The following is a 16403-nucleotide window of genomic DNA, read 5'->3' on the forward strand; positions in this document are numbered from 1 at the left end:
TATGCGGCGGCGTGGGTACCGCGAGCCGAGTTAGAGCTGAGCGAAGGGTCCGTCAGTGCCGAAGGCCAGCTCGGCGAAGCGCTCGCCCATGCGCCGATGGGTGGCGGCGTCCGGGTGGAGCTGGTCGGGCAAGGGTAGGTCGGCGAAGTCCGCCTCGCCGTACATGGCGCGTCCGTCCAGGTGATACAGGTTCGGGTCGTTGGCCGCTCGCTGCGTGACGATGCGCGACAGCTCGTCGCGGATCACGTTGAGGGTGAGCTTGCCGCTCGCACGTTCCGCCGGATCGCCGAGAGCCAGGAAGCGAACCTTGCCGTCGCTGAAATCGGCGGCTCCCGGCCCTGGGGTGTCCTCGTGGATCGGGCAGAAGATCGGCGAGACGACCAGCAAGGGGGTGGTGGGCCGGCCCTCGCGAATGGTGTGCAGAAAACCGTGCACCGCCGGGCCGAACGCGCGCAGCCGCATCAGGTCGCCACCGACCACGTTGATGCCCAGTTTCAGGCTGATCAGGTCCGCGGGGGTGTCTCGCAGAGCGCGAGCGGTGAACGGATCGAGCAGAGCGCTGCCGCCGAAGCCCAGATTGATCAACTCCACCTCGGCAAGCCGGGCTGTGACCGCGGGCCAGGTTCCGGTGGGGCTTTCGGCGTTGGAGCCGTGGCTGATCGAACTGCCGTGGTGCAGCCACACGCGGCGGCCGGTGTTGGTAGCGGGCTCGATCGGGGCGTTGGTCCGCAGGGCGATCAGCTCCGTGATCTCCCGATGCGGCAGCCAGATCTCGATGTCCTTCAGGTCATCCGGTAGTCCGGTGAAGCTCGCGGTGCCGGGTTCGCCAGCTGTGGTGCTGGTACTTCGCGTGCTGATGTCGATGGTGTGAACGTTGCCGGTGGCAACACTCGCCTGGCCGGCCAGTTGGCCGTCGAGGACCAGATCGTACGACCCGGCCGGCGGAGGTGGTGCGCCTCGATAGGCGATCCTCGTCGGCAGTGCGTCCAGCTCGATCGCCGTGGCCCGGGTGCGAAAGACCAGTCGTACGCCGGAAGGCTGGGCCTCGGCCATGGCCAACTGGTCATCCGGCGCCTGCGCGCGGGCCCACGCCGGCAACCGGTGTGGCAGGACGCCGTACTTGGTGGATTCCAGCTCGAGTGCGCCGCGCAGAAGAGATGGCTCGATGGGCGATGTGATCCAGTCGGTCATAACGTCAGGCTATAGAGGCAAGCTCTGGCCGGCCGGGCCGGTAAGGACGCGCTAGTCGCCTTCGCGAACGCCTCCCGGGACTACACGAGAGAGCACCCTGGTAGGTACTCCGCGATGCAGATCGAGCTAGAGCCGGAAGTACTGGCGGCAAGCGCTGCACGTCGCTCCCGCGACGCGGAGGCGTCCTGGTCTAAGAGCGCTCGACGCCCTTCATGCCGTTTCTGAGTAACTGGCGGCCCGCCTGAGCTCCTAGGCGGGTCTAGCCTTGGCGACGGCAGCACGCTGCTCAATACGTTTGGGAGGGGCCGAGATGGGTGGGATCAACGATGTGCTGATCGCGCCGGGGGCGACGATGAGCGACCGGCTCGTGAGTTACGGCTCTGCCGTCGCGGGGGCGGCTCTGGCGCTCGTACTGGCGATTCGCCAGGAGTGGCCGTGGTGGACGGTTGCCGTCGTCACTGTGGTCGCGTTCGACTTGTTCGGCGGGGCCGTCGTCAACGCGAGTTCGGCCGCCAAGCGCAAGTACCAGGCACCGGGCCGGACGGCGCGGAATCACCTGTTGTTCGTCGCGTTGCACGTCCAGCCGTTTGTTCTGGCGTTGCTCGTTCCGGAGTTCGCGTGGACGACGGCCCTCGCGATCTACGCGATCGCCCTCGGTGGCGCCGTACTCGTCTTGCAGGGGCATCGCCCGACCGCCTTCGCCATCACGGTTCTCGGCCTTACGGTGGCGCCGGCGCCCGAGGCGGTCTTTTGGTTCACTCCGGTGTTGCTGATCAAGCTCTTGTTGTCGTACCTCGATCCGATCCGGCCGGCTGATGAACAACCGGCTCAGGGCTGAACCAGCTCGTTAACATGGCGTATGGCCAGTGAACCCCTGAGCGCGAAGCAACACCGCCGCGACGAGCTGCGGGACTTCCTGCGATCCAGGCGGGCTCGGCTCACGCCGGAGGACGTCGGCATGGCCACGGTCGGCCGTCGCCGTACGCCGGGACTACGGCGGGAAGAGGTCGCCGTACTGGCCGGGGTGGGTGTCTCTTGGTACACCTGGCTAGAGCAGGGGCGCGACATCAACGTCTCCGCCGAGGTGCTCGACGCGATCAGCCGGGCCTTGCGGCTGAGTGACCCCGAGCGCTCCCACTTGTACGTACTCGCCGGGCTCAACCCGCCGCGCCCGGTATCGCGAGAGGCGACGGTCACGCCGGAGCTGCGGCAATTGCTCGACGCGTGGTCGCCACGGCCGGCCATGCTGCTGGACAACTACTGGAACCTGCTGGCCATCAACGACGCGGCCCGGCTGATCTTCGGGTACGACGACGCCGATCACAACTGCCTGGTCTCGTTCTTCACCAATCCCCGGTACCGCGTCATGCACTCGGAGTGGGCGTCGATCGCCCCGGGCGTGGTCGCCGCGTTCCGGGCCGACGCGGCCCATGCTCCCGACGATCCAGAATTCGCCCGGGTGATCAGCGAGCTGAGCGCGATCAGCCCGGAGTTCGTTGCGCACTGGGCGCGCCACGATGTGGGGGACCACTCCCAGTCCACGAAGGCGGTCAAGCATCCCGAAGTGGGCGATCTGATCTTCGACCGTACGACGCTGGTGGTTGCCGACCGCCCGGACTGGCGGCTGGAGCTGTACAACCCTCGCCCGGGCACGGAGTCGCTTGTCCGGCTTGAGCAATTGGCGCAGGTCCGGCTCGCCACATCAGCCTGATCCGACTCAGGACACTAGCCTGGTGGTGGCACTCACAGGTTAGGTGCGCACTGTTTCGGTCGCTGCTCAGTCGGCACGCTTGGCCTCATGACACAGAGCATCTCTCGATTCGAGAACAAGATCGCGCTCATCACCGGCGGTACGAGCGGCATGGGGCTGGCCGCCGCGCGCAGGCTGCTGGACGAAGGTGCGCAGGTGGTCATCACCGGGCGCGACAAGATCCGGCTGGACGCCGCGGCGGAGGAGCTGAATGCCGGCGACCGCGTTTTTGCGGTTCGCAGCGATGTCGCCCGGGTGGTTGAGCTGGACGAGCTGATGACCGCGATTGACAGCCGGTACGGGCGGCTCGACGTGGTGTTCGCCAATGCGGGCGTGGCGACGTTCGGACCGGCTGCCGAGGTGGATGAGGTGGAGTTCGATCGCGTGTTCGGCATCAATGTGAAGGGGGTGTATTTCACGATTCAGAAGGCTTTGCCGCTGCTGGCGGATAACGCGGCGATCGTGATCAATGCGTCTTGGACGTTGCACCGCGGGCTGGCTGGGGGCGCGCTCTACTCGGCGACTAAGGCGGCTGTGCATAACCTGGCGCATACTTTCGCGGCCGAGCTTGGGCCGCGGGGGATCCGGGTGAATTCCGTTAGCCCGGGGTATATCGAGACTCCGATGTTCCATGAGGCGATTCCTGTGGATGCGCATGCGGGCGTGCTGGAGGCCGTCGTCGCGGGGCGCTTCGGTACTGCGGAGGATGTCGCCAACGCGGTCGCCTTTCTCGCTTCGAGTGAGGCGTCGTATGTGAATGGGCAGGATTTGATCATCGATGGTGGGCTGGTTGCGGCGATTCCGGCTTGATTTCTTGAGCCTCGATTCAGTGAGGTCGGTGGGCATTGGTGGGCACCCGTCCCCCTGAGTGGTCGCGATTGTCAGGTCGGTGGTGGGCACTCGTCCCCCTGAGTGGTCGCGATTGTCAGGTCGGTTCGGGCCGCGTCAAGGGTTGGGAATCACCTGCGGTGACGCTGCGCGCCCTTGACCCGGCCCGAACCGACCAAAGGCGGCAGCTATCAGGGGGACGGGTGGGTCTGGCCGGGTTTTGGGAGGTTCCGCACGCTCCGCGCAGGGGTTCCGCACGCTCCGCGAGAGGGGTGCCGCGGGCTCCGCGCAAGGGGTGCCGCGGGGCTCCGCGTGGTTGGCCGGGATGGTGGTCGACACGAGCTGACTGCCGACTTTTGGTACGACTACCCGGCTGCAACCGGGTAGGGGTCAAACAACTCGGCAGCGGGCGCCCCAAAACCCGGTAGTCAGCCCGAAACCCGGTAGTCGCGCAAACCCGGCACCCAGCCGTGCGTGCGGCCCGCCGCCGCGGCCGATCCTGCGTGTGGCTAGCCATTGCGCGGGTGGGTTACCACTCCGGAATCCGAGGTGGTAACCCACCGCGCGCGTGGCCGGCCACGCTCTCGCCTGGCCGTTTCGCGGGGGTTCGGCGGGCCGCGTCGGGGGTGGATCTGGGCGCGGGCGGGGTGTGGGGTGGCGGGGGTGGGCACCTTCGACGGCTTAGGTTTGTCCACGGGGTTTGGAAGGAGTAACCGTGGGATTCCTTGTTATCGCCGTCTGCTGCGTTGCGGCGGGGCTGGTCGGCCGTGCGTTGGCTGGGCCGGAGCGTTGGCAGAAGAAGGTGCGCGCGCACGTACGTCCGGATGCCGCGGAGCCGACGGAGGACGGTTACAGGTGGCTCTTTTGGTGGCACTGGGCCGTCGCGGCGCTGGCGGTGGTGGTCGCGGTTGTCGGCGTGGATCACGTCCGGTTGTCCGAGGAAGAGTTGTACGAGGCCGCCCAGCGTGGGGTTGGCAGTCTGGACGGGACAATCGGCCTGGTGACATCCGACCGGATCGATTCGGCTGTCAGCGGTCTGGTCTACGCCGACCTCCACGTTCGGGAGATCAGCTCGAGCGATTCGAAGGCTCCCCGGCGCTACGAGATCACCCCGCTGCTGTCCAAGGGCGATTACGACGACCATCCGGACCGGATCGCCGTATGCGTCCAGGCCCGGATCAGCGAAGGCACTGACGCGGGCTTCGTGTACTCCTACACGTCTACTTCACCGGGCCGCTGCGAGGGTTGATCGGTCCGATGGCGGTAGTGGTCCGCTGATCCGGCAGGATTCGTCAGATGCGCTTTCTCGATCCACGGCCCTGGTCGGCCACGTCCCTGTTCGGGTGGCAGGTGCACATCGACACCGAGGGCTTGTGCACCTATCGCGACGAATCGGGCCGGCTGCAGGCGTCGTACCGGGTGCTGCCGTGGGTGTATCCGAATCCACGGCTGGGGCTGATGGAGCACCCGATCTCCTTGCCTGAAGGCGAGGTGGTGCTCTTCAACGGCAAGCGCGGCGCGGTCCGGCGGTCGTCCCACAACGGCCACCTGGTGATGCGCGGGCGGCGCTACGAGTTCCGGCACAAGCGCCGGCGACGCTGCGAGCTCTGGTGCGATGGGCTGCTGATCGCCACGCTTCGGCGTCGCTGGCGGACCACCGTCCTGGTCGGTGCTGCTCCGCGTGACGACACCGACCTGCTCGCTGCTGTGCTCTGCGAGTACGCCGTCCGGCCCGGCCGTCCCGGTGTGATGAGCGCGATCATGGACGCGCTCTTCGCCTAAACGCCTGAGCCCACCGGGATCGGCCTCGTTGGAGGCGAGGTCAGAACCAGTGCAGGCAGTGCGGGACGCGCTCTGTACGGAAGAGAGCGTCGGCGAGGGCTGCCGCGCCTTGGTGGTGGGCCGCGATGTGCCCGGCGCGGACGAGCGTGCTGGGCGTCGTACCGCCGAGGTAGATCGAGCCCAGGTCGCTCACGTCCAAGGACAGGTCGGGCGCTGAGTCCGTCGGGACGCAGTCGGCCTTGCCCTCCCGGATCGTCAGCAGGTACCGGTTGTGCTCGCCGAGGAACTGGTCATCGACATCGAGCACCAGTTCGCCGTCCGTCGACCAGCCTCGCGCGGTCAGCGCACGCGGTACGTCCAGCAGCCGGACCCAGAGCCAATCGGTGTCGTCACTCACCTCGCCGGCCCGGTAGTCGGCAAGCTGCCAGCGCAACGGATGACCGAGCGGAACTTGCTTGAAGAGCACCTTCTTGACCAGGTCATGCCCGAGTACGAACTGAGCCAGAGCCATGAAGACCGCGTCGTCGGCGGCGATGGTCTCATCGACCGTCAGGGTGTTGCCCTCGCCCATGGAGTAGCTGGCGTAACCGTCCGGTACCCCGTCGGCGTTCCGGTGTACGGCGATGTAGCGCGCCGCCGGTGCGATCGGGGGCTGGCCCGCGCCCGAGGTCCACCAGCGGTGCGGCCGGGACAGCGCGCCAGGTTGTGCGCGGCGGTACCGGTCGTACACCTGCTCCAGAATCTCGCCGCAGTCCACCCGCCGCAGCACCTCAACGGAGCCAGTGCGAGAGCCGGTATCCAAGCTGGTCGCGGCAGCGCGCGCTCGGCGTGCGGCGAAGGCGCCCTGGTGACGTGGAACTGTCAGCCGCGAGGTGTAGGTCGCCGGTCCGTAGCCGAACCGGCGGTAGATCACTGCTTCGGTGGCAAGCAGGACCGAGATGAACTCGCCGCGGGTGCGCAGATCGGCGAGCTGGTGCCGCATCATCGCGCTGAGCACGCCCTGGCGCCGGTGCGAGGGCACGACGCCTACGGCGGTCACGCCGGCGGCCGGTACGACGATGTCGCCGGGCAGGGTGAGTTCGAAGGAGTACGAGCCGGCCGTGCCGATGGGCCGCCCGTCCGCCGTGACGGCGAGCAGGTTGCGGTCCATTTCGAGGGCCGCCCACCACACGCCGTCGCTATCGGCCGCGCCGCCCGGGAACTGCCCGAACGCCGTATGCATGGTGTTGATGAACACCTCGAGGTCCTCGCCGGTCGTGCCACGGATCTCCATCGCTGCCGCTGCCTTCCCTCGGTACCGGCACCACGACGCGCGGTGTCCCGCGACAGTTCAGCGGTGCCACTTGCCCTGGGTCAAGCGAATTCCTGGCACCCACCACCCGGTGGTTGCCCTAGGCAACTGGAATCAGGGCTTCAGGGCCGCCAGCAACAGCTTGAGTGCTTCGACCGCGGCCGCGCTGACCACCTGGGCCGGGTCACCGTCGAGGTGGTGCTCGGTGACGGTTTCGTCGTGGCCCGTGCTGACGGCGATGAAGACCGTGCCGGCCGGGTGACCCTCTTCCGGGTCTGGCCCACCGACACCGGTGATCGAGACGCCCAGGTCGGAGCCGAGCAGCCGGACGACGCCGCGGGCCATCTCGCCGGCGCACTTGGCGGTGACCACCGGACCTGGTTCGACGTCCAGGACCTGGAACTTGACCTCGGCGGCGTAGGCCACGACCCCACCGGCGAACCACTTGCTCGCGTCCGGCGCGGCGCCGAGATGTGAGGCGAGGTTGCCGCTGGTGAGGGACTCGGCCACCGCCACGGTCTGCCCGCTCTTGAGTACCCGGGTCGCGATCGCGGTGGCGAGCTGCTCGCCCTCTTCGGTCAGGTCAGCAACAGACATACCAGCCATTTTGCCCCACGCGCCCAGTTCCGGCGGCGAGTGCGGCTCAGGCGGAGATGGTGGCGCGGAACGAACGGCGATAGCTGTCGGGTGGCACGCCGACGACGCGTTTGAACTGCCGCCGCAGCGTGGTCGCGGTGCCCATACCGGTGGCCCGGGCGATCGCCTCGATGCTCTCGTCGGTGGCTTCGAGCATCTCCTGGGCGCGCCGTACTCGCTGGGTCAGGAGCCACTGCAGCGGGGTCTGTCCGGTCACCGAGCGGAACTGGCGGCCGAGATGCCGGGGGCTCGTGCTCGCCTGGCGGGCCATGTCGGTCACGGTCAACGGCTGGTCGAGTCGCTCCTGCGCCCAGGCGAGTACCCGGACCAGCAGGTGGTCGCCGCTGACCTTGATCGGCGTGGCCACGAACTGCGCCTGGCCGCCCGGACGATGCGGCGCCATCACCAGGCGCCGGGCCACCGTATTGGCGATGGTGGCGCCGTAGTCGAGGTGGATCAGGTGCAGGCACAGATCGACCGCGGCGGCCTTGCCCGCGGCGGTGAGTACGCTGCCGTTGTCGGTGTACAGCACGTCCGGATCGATGATGGCCTCCGGATGACGCGCGCTCAGCTCATCGGTATGAGCCCAATGCGTAGTGGCTCGCCGCCCATCCAGGAGCCCTGCCGCGCCGAGTACGAACGCGCCGGTGCAGAGCGAAGCCACCCGCGCGCCCGCCTCGTGCGCCGCACGAACCGCGTCCACGAGTTCCGGTGGTGGCGGCTCGTCCACGTCCGCGCAGGCGGGCACGATCACCGTATCGGCGCTGACGAGGCGGTCCAGGCCGTGATCCGGCTCGACCACGAATGGCCCGACCTGGATCGGACCGGGCCCGCACAGCAGTACGTCGTACCAGCCGTGCTCGGCGTTGAGCGGGGGATTGCCGAAGATCTCGTAGGCGACGCCCAGTTCGAAGTGCAGCAGACGGCCGGCGGCGGCGAGCGCGACGGTAGGCATGTCCGAAAGTGTACGCATGGTGGCGTTCCGGACTCTCCCGTTCGAGCCCCGCCGACGGCAAGACTGAGGCAGTCGGAACACCTAGAACGGAGAAACACCATGACTGCAGTGGTCGTCTACGGCGCGACGGGACATACCGGGCGCTTCGTTGTCGCCGAACTGCTCGAACGCGGTCTCACCCCCGTGCTGTCCGGCCGCAACGCGGCTCAGCTGGAGGCCCTCGCGGCCGAGTACGGCGACCTGGCGGTACGGGCGGCCACGATGGACGACCCCGCCTCGCTGGATCGCGCGCTGGCGGGCGCGGCGGCGGTCATCAACACCGCCGGGCCGTTCGCGGTGACGGGCGGACCGGTGGTCGAGGCGGCGCTGCGCGCGGGCATTCCGTACGTCGATGTCGCGGCGGAGATCGAAGCGAACGCGACGATGTTCGCCGATCACGCGGAGGCGGCCCGGAAGTCCGGCACGGCGGTGGTTCCGGCGATGGCCTTCTTCGGTGGGCTGGGCGATCTGCTCGCGACCGCCGCGATGGGCGATTGGGCCGCTGCCGATGAGGTGCAGGTGGCGTACGGATTGAGCAGTTGGCACCCAACGGCCGGCACTCGCGAGGCGGGCAAGGTGTCGCACGAGCGCCGCGAGGGCCGACGCGTTCGGTTCACGGGCGGGGCGCTGGAGTACCACGAGGACCAGCCGTCCGAGCAGGACTGGAACTTCCCCGCGCCGCTGGGCCGCCGTACGGTCATCGCGGGTTTCACGATGGCGGATGTGGTCACGGTGCCGAGCCACGTGGCGGTGCCGGAGGTGCACACCTACATGGCGGTCGAGGCCGCGAAGGACCTGGCCAACCAAGAGACGCCCGCTCCGAAGGCGGTCGATGAGTCCGGGCGGTCGGACCAGACCTTCGTGGTCGACGTTGTGGTCCGCGCGGGTGGTGCCGAGCGACGCGCTTCCGCCCGCGGGCAGGACATCTACGCGATCACCGCGCCGCTGGCGGTCGAGGCCGTGCAGCGAATCCTTGCCGGAAACACCCGGGCCAAGGGCCTTGCGTCGGCCGGTGCCATGTTCGACGCGGCCGACTTCCTCAAGGCGCTGAGCCCGCACCTGACGGTCGACCTGCCGAACTGACGTCGTTCGCCCGTCGAACGGCCAGCACGGTCACGGGCGGCAGGCTCGGCTGGGCCGGGGTCCACCGGTTGGGGGACAGGTGGTGGGTCGCTTGGTGGATACGGGTGGAGGGTGGCGCTGGATAGCTTCGCCAGATGACAGCTACGAGTCCGTCGATCGTGAGTGGACCGGTCTCGACCGGTGGGCGCGCGCTTGGCCCCGACCTTGCCCGCGGCCTGATGTTGTTGTTCATCGCGCTCGCCAACACCCATGGCTTCCTGCACTGGCCCGGCGTGGCGACGATCCGGAACATGCCGGTCGTCTCCTCGACGGCGGACCGGATCGTGGCGATCTTCGAGCTGTGCCTGGTGGACGGCCGTTCGTACACCATGTTCGCCGCGTTGTTCGGCTACGGCATGGTGCAGATCAGGCGCCGCCAGGAGAACGCGGGCGCGACCTGGCCGGCCACCCGGAAGCTGCTGCGCCGACGAGGCTGGTGGCTGCTGGGACTGGGTTTTCTGCACGCCGTTCTGCTCTACTACGGCGACATCCTCGCGGCGTACGCCTTGCTCGCTCTGCTGCTGGTCGCCAGTCTGCGATGGAGTACGCGGCGGCTGCTGATCCACGCGGGCGGCTGGATCGTTGCCGGCGCGTTGCTGTACGGACTGGTGTCGAGTCCGGCCTCGCCGGAATCAGCCGCGTCGATCATGCCGTGGAGCGTGGAGCACAACCCGCTGAAGGCGATGGGGTTCCGCGTGATGGGCATCGTCGTCAGCGCGCCGATTCTGGCGATCACCGCGGCCGGGGCTTTCCTGCTCGGGGTTTGCGCCGCGCGACTGCGCATCCTCGAAGAGCCGGAGAAGTGGTTGCCGCTGCTGCGCCGTGTCGTCTGGATCGGTATCCCGGTGTCCGCGCTGGGCGGTTTACCCCTCGCGCTGTACGTCGCGGGGGTGCTGCCCGATCCGGCGTTCGCGAACGTCGTACCGGCCGCGGTGCTGCACTCGATCACCGGATTCGCGGGCGGACCGGCGTACGCGGCGCTGATCGCGTTGTGGGCCATGCGGCTCCACGGCAATCAGCCGGGCAGGGCGGGCACGGCTCAGCGCCCCGGGCGGATCGTCACCGCGTTGCAGGCGACCGGGCAGCGCTCGCTCACGTGCTACCTGTCGCAGTCGGTGGTTTGGGCGATCGTCTTTCCGCCCTACCTACTGGACCTTGGGCACACGATGACGTTGTGGCAGTCCGCGTTGCTCGCCATCGGCACGTGGATCGCCACCGTCCTGCTCGCCGACTGGATGCGCCGCGCCGGGATCCGCGGCCCCTTCGAGGTCCTGCTCCGCAAACTGACCTATCGCAAACCGGCTTAGGAACCTCCGACGGCCGGATCGCCTTGGTGGTGGCGATCCGGCTGGTCCAAGTGGGCTAGGCGACGGCGGTGGCTTCGAGTTCGACCAGGAGGACGGGGATCGCGAGCCGGGTGACGCCGAGCATCGTGGTGGCGGGTGCTACCCCGGCGGCGCCCAGGCGGGACGCCAGTACGCCGTAGTGCTGGAAGAGCAGGTCCACGTCGGTCGTGTAGACGTTGAGGCGGACGACGTTCGCCAGCGACATACCGGCCTCGCCGAGCACGGCCTCCAGGTTGTCGAGGCTCAGCGCCACCTGCGCCGCCATGTCCCCGGCGTGCTGCGGCTGGCCGTCAGCGCTCATCGCGGTCTGGCCCGCGCAATATAAGGTCCGGGTGTGCCCGGAGACGATCTCGCCCTGGTTGTAGCCCAGCTCCGCCGACCACGCCCACGGGTTGATCGCCGTACGCTCCATCACCACAGTTGCTCCATTCGATTCATCGAGAATTCGTTCGCGCGGCGGCTCGGTCAGGACCGGCCGACGTCGTGCTGAGGAGCCTGTCAGCCATTCACGACATCCTCTGTCGTGTATTTCCGTAGGGTTTTCGCATGCGCGCCGACCGCTTGGTCTCCCTGGTTCTGTTGCTGCGACAGCGCGGTCAGTTGTCCGCGACCGCGCTGGCGAGCGAACTCGAGGTATCCACCCGCACGGTGCTTCGCGATATCGAGGCGCTGTCCGCGGCAGGCGTTCCGGTATACGCCGAGCGCGGCCGGCACGGCGGATTCGCGCTGCTGCCGGGTTTCCGGACCGAGCTCACCGGGCTGAATCACGACGAGGCCCTTGCCCTGCTGGTGGCCGGGTCCCGCCGTGGCGCGCAGGCGTTCGGCCTCGGTTCGGCGCTCGCTTCGGCCATGCTCAAGGTGGTCGACGCGCTGCCCGACAGCTACCGGCACACCGCGGCCGACGTGACCGAGCGGCTGCTCATCGACCCGGAGACCGATCTGCTCTCGCGCCGGCTGGTCACTGAGGAGGTGCCGCATCCGGTGGCGGCCGAGGTACGGCGCGCGGTGTTCGCCGGGCACAAGTTGCGTATCCAGTACGAGGCGATGGACCAGGCTGCGAAATGGCGGGTGGTGGATCCGATCGGCCTGGTCACCGTGCGGGACCAGACGTACTTACTGGCCACTCGATCCGGCGAGGACCGGACCTACCGGCTGTCCCGGATCCAGGCGGCCGAAGAACTCGATGAACCTGCAGAGCGGCCGGATCGGGTGGATCTGGAACGGGCCTGGCAAGAGCGCAGTACGCGGTTCCGGGCTGGCGGCGACCAGGTGACCGTACTGGTCCGGGTGGCTCCAACACGGCGGGAGGAGTTGGTCGGCACCGCGCTGGCGGTTCTCTCCGAAGAGGCCGAGGCGGACGGCTGGCTGCGGATGGAGGTCACCTTCCAGGATTCGCGACATGCCGAATGGGCCCTCTGGCAACTAGCCATGGGCGCCGAAGCCCTCTCCCCACCCTGGCTCCTAACCGCCCTCCACACCCGAGCCACCACCCTCGCCACCCGCTACTCCTAACCGAGCGCGGTTGTGGAAAACTCTGCCGTGGTCGGACGCGAAATGCCGAGCCCGGTGGGCGTACGAAATTGTCCTGCGGGTATTTGGGGATCGGCCTAGTCTCTGGGCGTGAACACTCCTCCGGAAGCGGTGCTGAAGGCGTTCGGGATCACCGATGCCCCGGTCGTACTCCCTGGTGGGCGAGGCGGTACTTGGCGGGCGGGCGAGGTGATCCTCAAGCCGGTCGACTTCCCGGCGGAAACCGTTTGGCGGGCCGACGTACTCGATGCGCTGCCGCCGTCCGAGCACTTCCGGATCGCCCGGCCGGTACGCGCGGTTGATGGCGGGTGGATGGCCGAAGGCTGGGAGGCGGCTCAACTCGTCGCCGGTGAGACGGACGTGAGCCGGCAGGACGACGTACTGCGAGCGGGCATCGAGTTCCACCGGGCTATTGCGAACGTGCCCCGGCCGGATTTCCTGGACCTGCGGGATGATCCGTGGGCCGTGGGGGATCGCGCGGCTTGGGAAGAAGGGCCGCTTCGGGTCGACGCCGCGGCCGATGTGCTGGTGCAGCCGTTGATCGAGGCGCGTCGTCCGGTGGACCTGCCGTCGCAGGTGGTCCATGGCGATCTGCCGGGCAACGTGCTGTTCGCCGAGGGGTTGCCGCCCGCGATCATCGACTGGCCGGTCTATTGGCGTCCGGCGTCGTGGGCCTTGGCCGTTGCGGTAGCCGACGCACTGTGCTGGTACGACGCCACGCCCGATCTCGCCGCCCGCTGGACGCATCTACCCGCCTGGGGCCAAATGCTGATCCGCGCGCTCGTCTACCGCATCGCCACCGACGAAGCCGCCTCCGGCCCAACCTGCTGGACCCCCGCCCGCCTAGCCGCCTACCGCCCCGCCATAACCACCGCCCTAACCCACGCCACGCCCTAACGCCTCCACCCGCGAGTGGACGCGTTCACACGCGACCACTCGCGCCGGGGTAATCACCGCGCCTCGTCCGCCTGTTTGCCCGTCGCCTTGCGCTTGGCCGGTCTTGGTGAGTCCACTCGACATTTTCGCGGCGGAATAACGTCCAGTGGACTCACCAAGACGAAGCTCAAGCGGGAGTGCCGGCCGCCATGTCTGCGCGCCGCGCGACGCGTTCGCACGCGACCACTCGCGGGGGTGTTCGCCGGCCTTGTCCGTGAGTGGACGCGTTTGCACGCGACCGCTCGTGGTGGGGATGGGTGACCTGGGTGGTTCGTAGGGTGGGGTGGACGGGGAGACGGCGAGATGGCCCTGGAGGCTTCTGGTGCGGTTGGACCTTGCGCGCGTTTTGCTGGCTCGTACGCGAATCGATCGGGTCTTTCGGGACACGCCGCAGTACGAATGTGAGCCGTTGAGCGCGGTGCTGGGTTGCCGGGTCATCCTGAAGGTCGAGACGCTGAACCCGACCCGGTCGTTCAAAGGCCGCGGGACCGAGACCGTACTGGCCCGTCTGCAGGACAGCGGAAACGTGAACGCCGTCGTCTGTGCGAGCGCGGGCAACCTCGGCCAGGCACTCGCGTACAGCGGTCGGCTACGGGGGATGCCCGTCACGGTGGTCGCCTCGTCCGCGGCCAACCCGCTGAAGATCGAGCGGATGAAGGCACTCGGGGCCAACGTGATCCTGGTCGACGGCGAGATCGAGCTGGCCCTGGCGATCGCCGAACGATATGCCGACGAAACCGGCGCCTTTTTGGTTGAGGACAGCAAGGATCTCGGTACTTGCGAGGGCGCGGCAACCATCGGCGTCGAGCTCTCGGAATTAGCGGGCGAACTCGATTCGGTCCTCGTAGCGCTCGGCGCTGGTGCGATGGCGACCGGAGTGGCCTTCGCGTTGAAGAGCTTGCGCGAAGGCGTCGAAACCATCTGCGTCCAGCCCGAAAACGCGCCGGCGATGACGTTGGCCTTGCGAGCGGGCAAGCCGGTCGAGGTCGGAAGGCCGTCCACCATCGCCGACGGTGTTGCCGGTCGCTATGTGATTCCCGAGGTGCTGGACGATCTGGCGGCGGTCGCGGACGACGCGGTACTGGTGACCGAAGGTGGCATCGTCGAGGCGATGCGCCTGCTCTACGTACACGCGGGTCTGGTGGTCGAACCAGCAGCGGCTCTCGGCGTCGCCTCGATCCTGGAAAGCGCCGGCCGGTTCGACGGCAAGACCGTCGCGACGATCCTGTGCGGCAGCAACGTGACGCCCACGGACTTCGACCGCTGGATCCAGCACGGCCTGGCCGCTCCGGCGACGGGGTTGCCGTGAGGGCGTTGGCGATCGGTGTTGCCGGTGCGGTTTCGGTGGTGCTCGGTTGGGGCGAGGTTGAGCATTGGCGTGCGTCTAGGCGCCGACTTGGTCAGACGGTCGGCCAGGCGCACCCTGCGGCGGATGGCGTCGAGGCGGTCGTCGTACTCGGGTATCGCAACAAAGGCGACCGGGCCAACGCGGTGAATCGCTGGCGGGTTCGCGCCGGTCTGCGATCCCTCGACCCCCAAGGGAGGAGCCGCCTCGTGCTAAGCGGCGGTCCCACGGCCGGCGAGCGTGCGGAGGCGGAGCTGATGGCGGAGTACGCCCGGGCTCGCGGCTATCGCGGACACCCTGCTGGTCGAAGCCGAAAGCCGCTCGACCTGGGAGAACATCACCAAGGTCATCCCGATGATCGAAAACGCCGCGCGGATCAAGATCGTCTCGCACTCCATGCACGCCGAAAAGGGTCGCGCGTACCTGTGGCGCCAGCGGCCGGACCTCGCCGTACGCCTGGTCCGGGGACGCGACTACCGCCCCGGCGAGTGGATCCTTTTCAAACCAGCGCTCGCGATCCTCGGTTGGCGGAACCTGCGCCGTATCGGTTCGACCTGATGATCGCCAACCTCCAGTGACTCCCAAAGTCTTTACGACTTCGTGAACATTTTCCCGATCTGAGCTGTTCGGTTGAAGTCACCCGGACCGAGCGACTAGCGTTTCGCTTGGCTCGGTGATGGTCGTGCGGGCAGCACTTGATCGGAACTGGTCCTCTTTGAGGACGGGGTGTGATGGCAGTTGCTGAGGGGCGACTGTCATCTCATCCCGGGCTTCTCCGCGACACAGCAGATCTCCTCGGCAAAGCAGATCTCCGCGACACGGCAGACTGGACTCATGCCGGCATCGTCGCTCGCCATCGCTCCGGACGGAACCCGGATCGCCTGCCAGTTACAAGGTGCCGACGGCAACCAACCGCCGTTGCTCCTGCTCGCCGGGCAATCGAACAACCACCACTGGTGGGACCCGGTCCGCGACGACTTCGGCCGCCGTACGATCACCCTCGACTATCGCGGCACCGGCGCGAGCGACAAACCGGACGAGCCGTACTCGACTCCCGGCTTCGCTGCGGACGTGGTCGCGGTCCTGGACCACCTCGGCCTTGACCAGGTGGACGTGTACGGCACGTCGATGGGCGGCAGGGTCGCGCAATGGCTTGCCGTGCTGTACGGCGACCGGGTGCGCGGGCTCGTCCTCGGTTGCACCTCGCCGGGCAAAACCCACGGGTACGAGCGAAGCCAGGAAATACGACGGACTCTCGCGCATCCCGATCAGGCCGTACGCGACGAGGTGCTCGCTGATCTGATGTATACGCCGCAGTGGCGCCGGCAGAACCCAGGCCCGTACCCGGTGCTCGGCGACACCACGATGCCGGCGTACGCGAAGGGGCGGCACCTGGTCGCGAGCAACTCGCACGAGGCGTGGGCGGAGTTGCCGTCGATCAAGGCGCCGACGCTGATCCTGCACGGCACCGACGATGTATTCAGCCCGGCGGCGAACGCGAACCTGCTCGCCGAGCGCATCCCCAGCGCCCGCGCGGAGCTGATCGAGGGCGCGCGCCACGCGTACTTCCACGAGTTCCGGTCCGTCGCGAGCCCGCTGGTCACCAACTTCCTCGCGGGGCTCCAGCTCTAGGTCGCTGCTGATGTCGGGCC

Annotated in this window: 18 protein-coding genes; 12 read left to right on the forward strand and 6 right to left on the reverse strand. The window is 68.1% G+C overall.

What is annotated here, in order from left to right:
* Positions 1-30 precede the first annotated feature (30 nt).
* A complete protein-coding gene (locus ACFFGN_RS06035) occupies positions 31-1191 on the reverse strand; it encodes a GDSL-type esterase/lipase family protein (protein ID WP_380044317.1) in 1161 nt (386 codons plus the stop codon).
* A 310-nt stretch (positions 1192-1501) separates the two neighbouring features.
* On the opposite strand from ACFFGN_RS06035, the gene ACFFGN_RS06040 reads away from it, so the two are divergent.
* The 5 genes from ACFFGN_RS06040 (at position 1502) to ACFFGN_RS06060 (ending at position 5551) form a co-directional block, all read left to right on the forward strand.
* Positions 1502-2029, forward strand: a complete 528-nt coding sequence (locus ACFFGN_RS06040) for a hypothetical protein (protein ID WP_380044318.1) — start codon at positions 1502-1504, stop codon at positions 2027-2029.
* A gap of 21 nt (positions 2030-2050) precedes the next feature.
* On the forward strand, positions 2051-2902 hold the full coding sequence (locus tag ACFFGN_RS06045; protein ID WP_380044319.1) for a helix-turn-helix transcriptional regulator: 852 nt from the start codon (positions 2051-2053) through the stop codon (positions 2900-2902).
* A gap of 87 nt (positions 2903-2989) precedes the next feature.
* The gene (locus ACFFGN_RS06050; RefSeq protein WP_380044320.1) at positions 2990-3751 is read left to right on the forward strand and encodes a glucose 1-dehydrogenase; all 762 of its coding nucleotides are present in this window, start codon (positions 2990-2992) and stop codon (positions 3749-3751) included.
* A 733-nt stretch (positions 3752-4484) separates the two neighbouring features.
* A complete protein-coding gene (locus ACFFGN_RS06055) occupies positions 4485-5018 on the forward strand; it encodes a hypothetical protein (RefSeq protein ID WP_380044321.1) in 534 nt (177 codons plus the stop codon).
* 47 nt (positions 5019-5065) lie between these two features.
* Positions 5066-5551: a hypothetical protein gene (locus ACFFGN_RS06060; RefSeq protein WP_380044322.1), complete on the forward strand. Its 486-nt coding sequence runs from the start codon at positions 5066-5068 to the stop codon at positions 5549-5551.
* A 40-nt stretch (positions 5552-5591) separates the two neighbouring features.
* Here ACFFGN_RS06060 and ACFFGN_RS06065 read toward each other — a convergent pair whose 3' ends face one another.
* The 3 genes from ACFFGN_RS06065 to ACFFGN_RS06075 form a co-directional block, all read right to left on the reverse strand.
* Positions 5592-6824, reverse strand: coding sequence for a GNAT family N-acetyltransferase (locus ACFFGN_RS06065; protein WP_380044323.1), 1233 nt, complete (start codon positions 6822-6824; stop codon positions 5592-5594).
* Positions 6825-6956: 132 nt separating this feature from the next.
* Entirely contained in the window at positions 6957-7439 is a 483-nt protein-coding gene (locus tag ACFFGN_RS06070; protein ID WP_380044324.1) for a CinA family protein, read from the reverse strand.
* 46 nt (positions 7440-7485) lie between these two features.
* Positions 7486-8433, reverse strand: a complete 948-nt coding sequence (locus tag ACFFGN_RS06075; protein WP_380044325.1) for a helix-turn-helix domain-containing protein — start codon at positions 8431-8433, stop codon at positions 7486-7488.
* 99 nt (positions 8434-8532) lie between these two features.
* Here ACFFGN_RS06075 and ACFFGN_RS06080 point away from each other — a divergent pair, with 99 nt between their 5' ends.
* Together ACFFGN_RS06080 and ACFFGN_RS06085 are read left to right on the forward strand one after the other, a co-directional pair.
* The gene (locus ACFFGN_RS06080) at positions 8533-9555 is read left to right on the forward strand and encodes a saccharopine dehydrogenase family protein (RefSeq protein ID WP_380044326.1); all 1023 of its coding nucleotides are present in this window, start codon (positions 8533-8535) and stop codon (positions 9553-9555) included.
* A 134-nt stretch (positions 9556-9689) separates the two neighbouring features.
* Complete coding sequence (locus tag ACFFGN_RS06085; RefSeq protein ID WP_380044327.1) at positions 9690-10901, forward strand: DUF418 domain-containing protein; 1212 nt, start codon at positions 9690-9692, stop codon at positions 10899-10901.
* Positions 10902-10956: 55 nt separating this feature from the next.
* Here the strand turns inward: ACFFGN_RS06085 and ACFFGN_RS06090 are convergent, their stop codons facing one another.
* Complete coding sequence (locus tag ACFFGN_RS06090) at positions 10957-11352, reverse strand: RidA family protein (RefSeq protein WP_380044549.1); 396 nt, start codon at positions 11350-11352, stop codon at positions 10957-10959.
* 134 nt (positions 11353-11486) lie between these two features.
* On the opposite strand from ACFFGN_RS06090, the gene ACFFGN_RS06095 reads away from it, so the two are divergent.
* The 3 genes from ACFFGN_RS06095 to ACFFGN_RS06105 all read left to right on the forward strand — a co-directional run bounded on the left by ACFFGN_RS06095 (position 11487) and on the right by ACFFGN_RS06105 (position 14715).
* Positions 11487-12452: a helix-turn-helix transcriptional regulator gene (locus tag ACFFGN_RS06095; RefSeq protein WP_380044328.1), complete on the forward strand. Its 966-nt coding sequence runs from the start codon at positions 11487-11489 to the stop codon at positions 12450-12452.
* A 108-nt stretch (positions 12453-12560) separates the two neighbouring features.
* Positions 12561-13367 carry a TIGR02569 family protein gene (locus tag ACFFGN_RS06100; RefSeq protein WP_380044329.1) on the forward strand — a complete coding sequence of 269 codons (807 nt, stop codon included), beginning with the start codon at positions 12561-12563 and terminating at the stop codon, positions 13365-13367.
* 361 nt (positions 13368-13728) lie between these two features.
* Positions 13729-14715 (forward strand): threonine ammonia-lyase, encoded by a 987-nt coding sequence (locus tag ACFFGN_RS06105; RefSeq protein ID WP_380044330.1) that lies wholly within the window; start codon positions 13729-13731, stop codon positions 14713-14715.
* A 248-nt stretch (positions 14716-14963) separates the two neighbouring features.
* Here ACFFGN_RS06105 and ACFFGN_RS06115 read toward each other — a convergent pair whose 3' ends face one another.
* A complete protein-coding gene (locus tag ACFFGN_RS06115) occupies positions 14964-15101 on the reverse strand; it encodes a hypothetical protein (RefSeq protein WP_380044552.1) in 138 nt (45 codons plus the stop codon).
* A gap of 4 nt (positions 15102-15105) precedes the next feature.
* Between ACFFGN_RS06115 and ACFFGN_RS06120 the strand changes: the two genes are divergently transcribed.
* Positions 15106-15309: a hypothetical protein gene (locus ACFFGN_RS06120; RefSeq protein ID WP_380044553.1), complete on the forward strand. Its 204-nt coding sequence runs from the start codon at positions 15106-15108 to the stop codon at positions 15307-15309.
* A 276-nt stretch (positions 15310-15585) separates the two neighbouring features.
* Positions 15586-16383: an alpha/beta fold hydrolase gene (locus ACFFGN_RS06125; protein WP_380044331.1), complete on the forward strand. Its 798-nt coding sequence runs from the start codon at positions 15586-15588 to the stop codon at positions 16381-16383.
* Positions 16384-16403 lie beyond the last annotated feature (20 nt).

The organism is Kribbella deserti (genome assembly GCF_042434725.1).
GTDB classification, from domain to species: domain Bacteria; phylum Actinomycetota; class Actinomycetes; order Propionibacteriales; family Kribbellaceae; genus Kribbella; species Kribbella deserti.

Coding starts and splice junctions, on each gene's coding strand:
- ACFFGN_RS06065 (WP_380044323.1), bottom strand. CDS start 6,824: ATGGAGATCCGTGGCACGACCGGCGAGGACCTCGAGGTGTTCATCAAC.
- ACFFGN_RS06085 (WP_380044327.1), top strand. CDS start 9,690: ATGACAGCTACGAGTCCGTCGATCGTGAGTGGACCGGTCTCGACCGGT.
- ACFFGN_RS06050 (WP_380044320.1), top strand. CDS start 2,990: ATGACACAGAGCATCTCTCGATTCGAGAACAAGATCGCGCTCATCACC.
- ACFFGN_RS06115 (WP_380044552.1), bottom strand. CDS start 15,101: ATGACCTTGGTGATGTTCTCCCAGGTCGAGCGGCTTTCGGCTTCGACC.
- ACFFGN_RS06040 (WP_380044318.1), top strand. CDS start 1,502: ATGGGTGGGATCAACGATGTGCTGATCGCGCCGGGGGCGACGATGAGC.
- ACFFGN_RS06090 (WP_380044549.1), bottom strand. CDS start 11,352: ATGGAGCGTACGGCGATCAACCCGTGGGCGTGGTCGGCGGAGCTGGGC.
- ACFFGN_RS06070 (WP_380044324.1), bottom strand. CDS start 7,439: ATGTCTGTTGCTGACCTGACCGAAGAGGGCGAGCAGCTCGCCACCGCG.
- ACFFGN_RS06120 (WP_380044553.1), top strand. CDS start 15,106: ATGATCGAAAACGCCGCGCGGATCAAGATCGTCTCGCACTCCATGCAC.
- ACFFGN_RS06045 (WP_380044319.1), top strand. CDS start 2,051: ATGGCCAGTGAACCCCTGAGCGCGAAGCAACACCGCCGCGACGAGCTG.
- ACFFGN_RS06060 (WP_380044322.1), top strand. CDS start 5,066: ATGCGCTTTCTCGATCCACGGCCCTGGTCGGCCACGTCCCTGTTCGGG.
- ACFFGN_RS06075 (WP_380044325.1), bottom strand. CDS start 8,433: ATGCCTACCGTCGCGCTCGCCGCCGCCGGCCGTCTGCTGCACTTCGAA.
- ACFFGN_RS06035 (WP_380044317.1), bottom strand. CDS start 1,191: ATGACCGACTGGATCACATCGCCCATCGAGCCATCTCTTCTGCGCGGC.
- ACFFGN_RS06095 (WP_380044328.1), top strand. CDS start 11,487: ATGCGCGCCGACCGCTTGGTCTCCCTGGTTCTGTTGCTGCGACAGCGC.
- ACFFGN_RS06125 (WP_380044331.1), top strand. CDS start 15,586: ATGCCGGCATCGTCGCTCGCCATCGCTCCGGACGGAACCCGGATCGCC.
- ACFFGN_RS06080 (WP_380044326.1), top strand. CDS start 8,533: ATGACTGCAGTGGTCGTCTACGGCGCGACGGGACATACCGGGCGCTTC.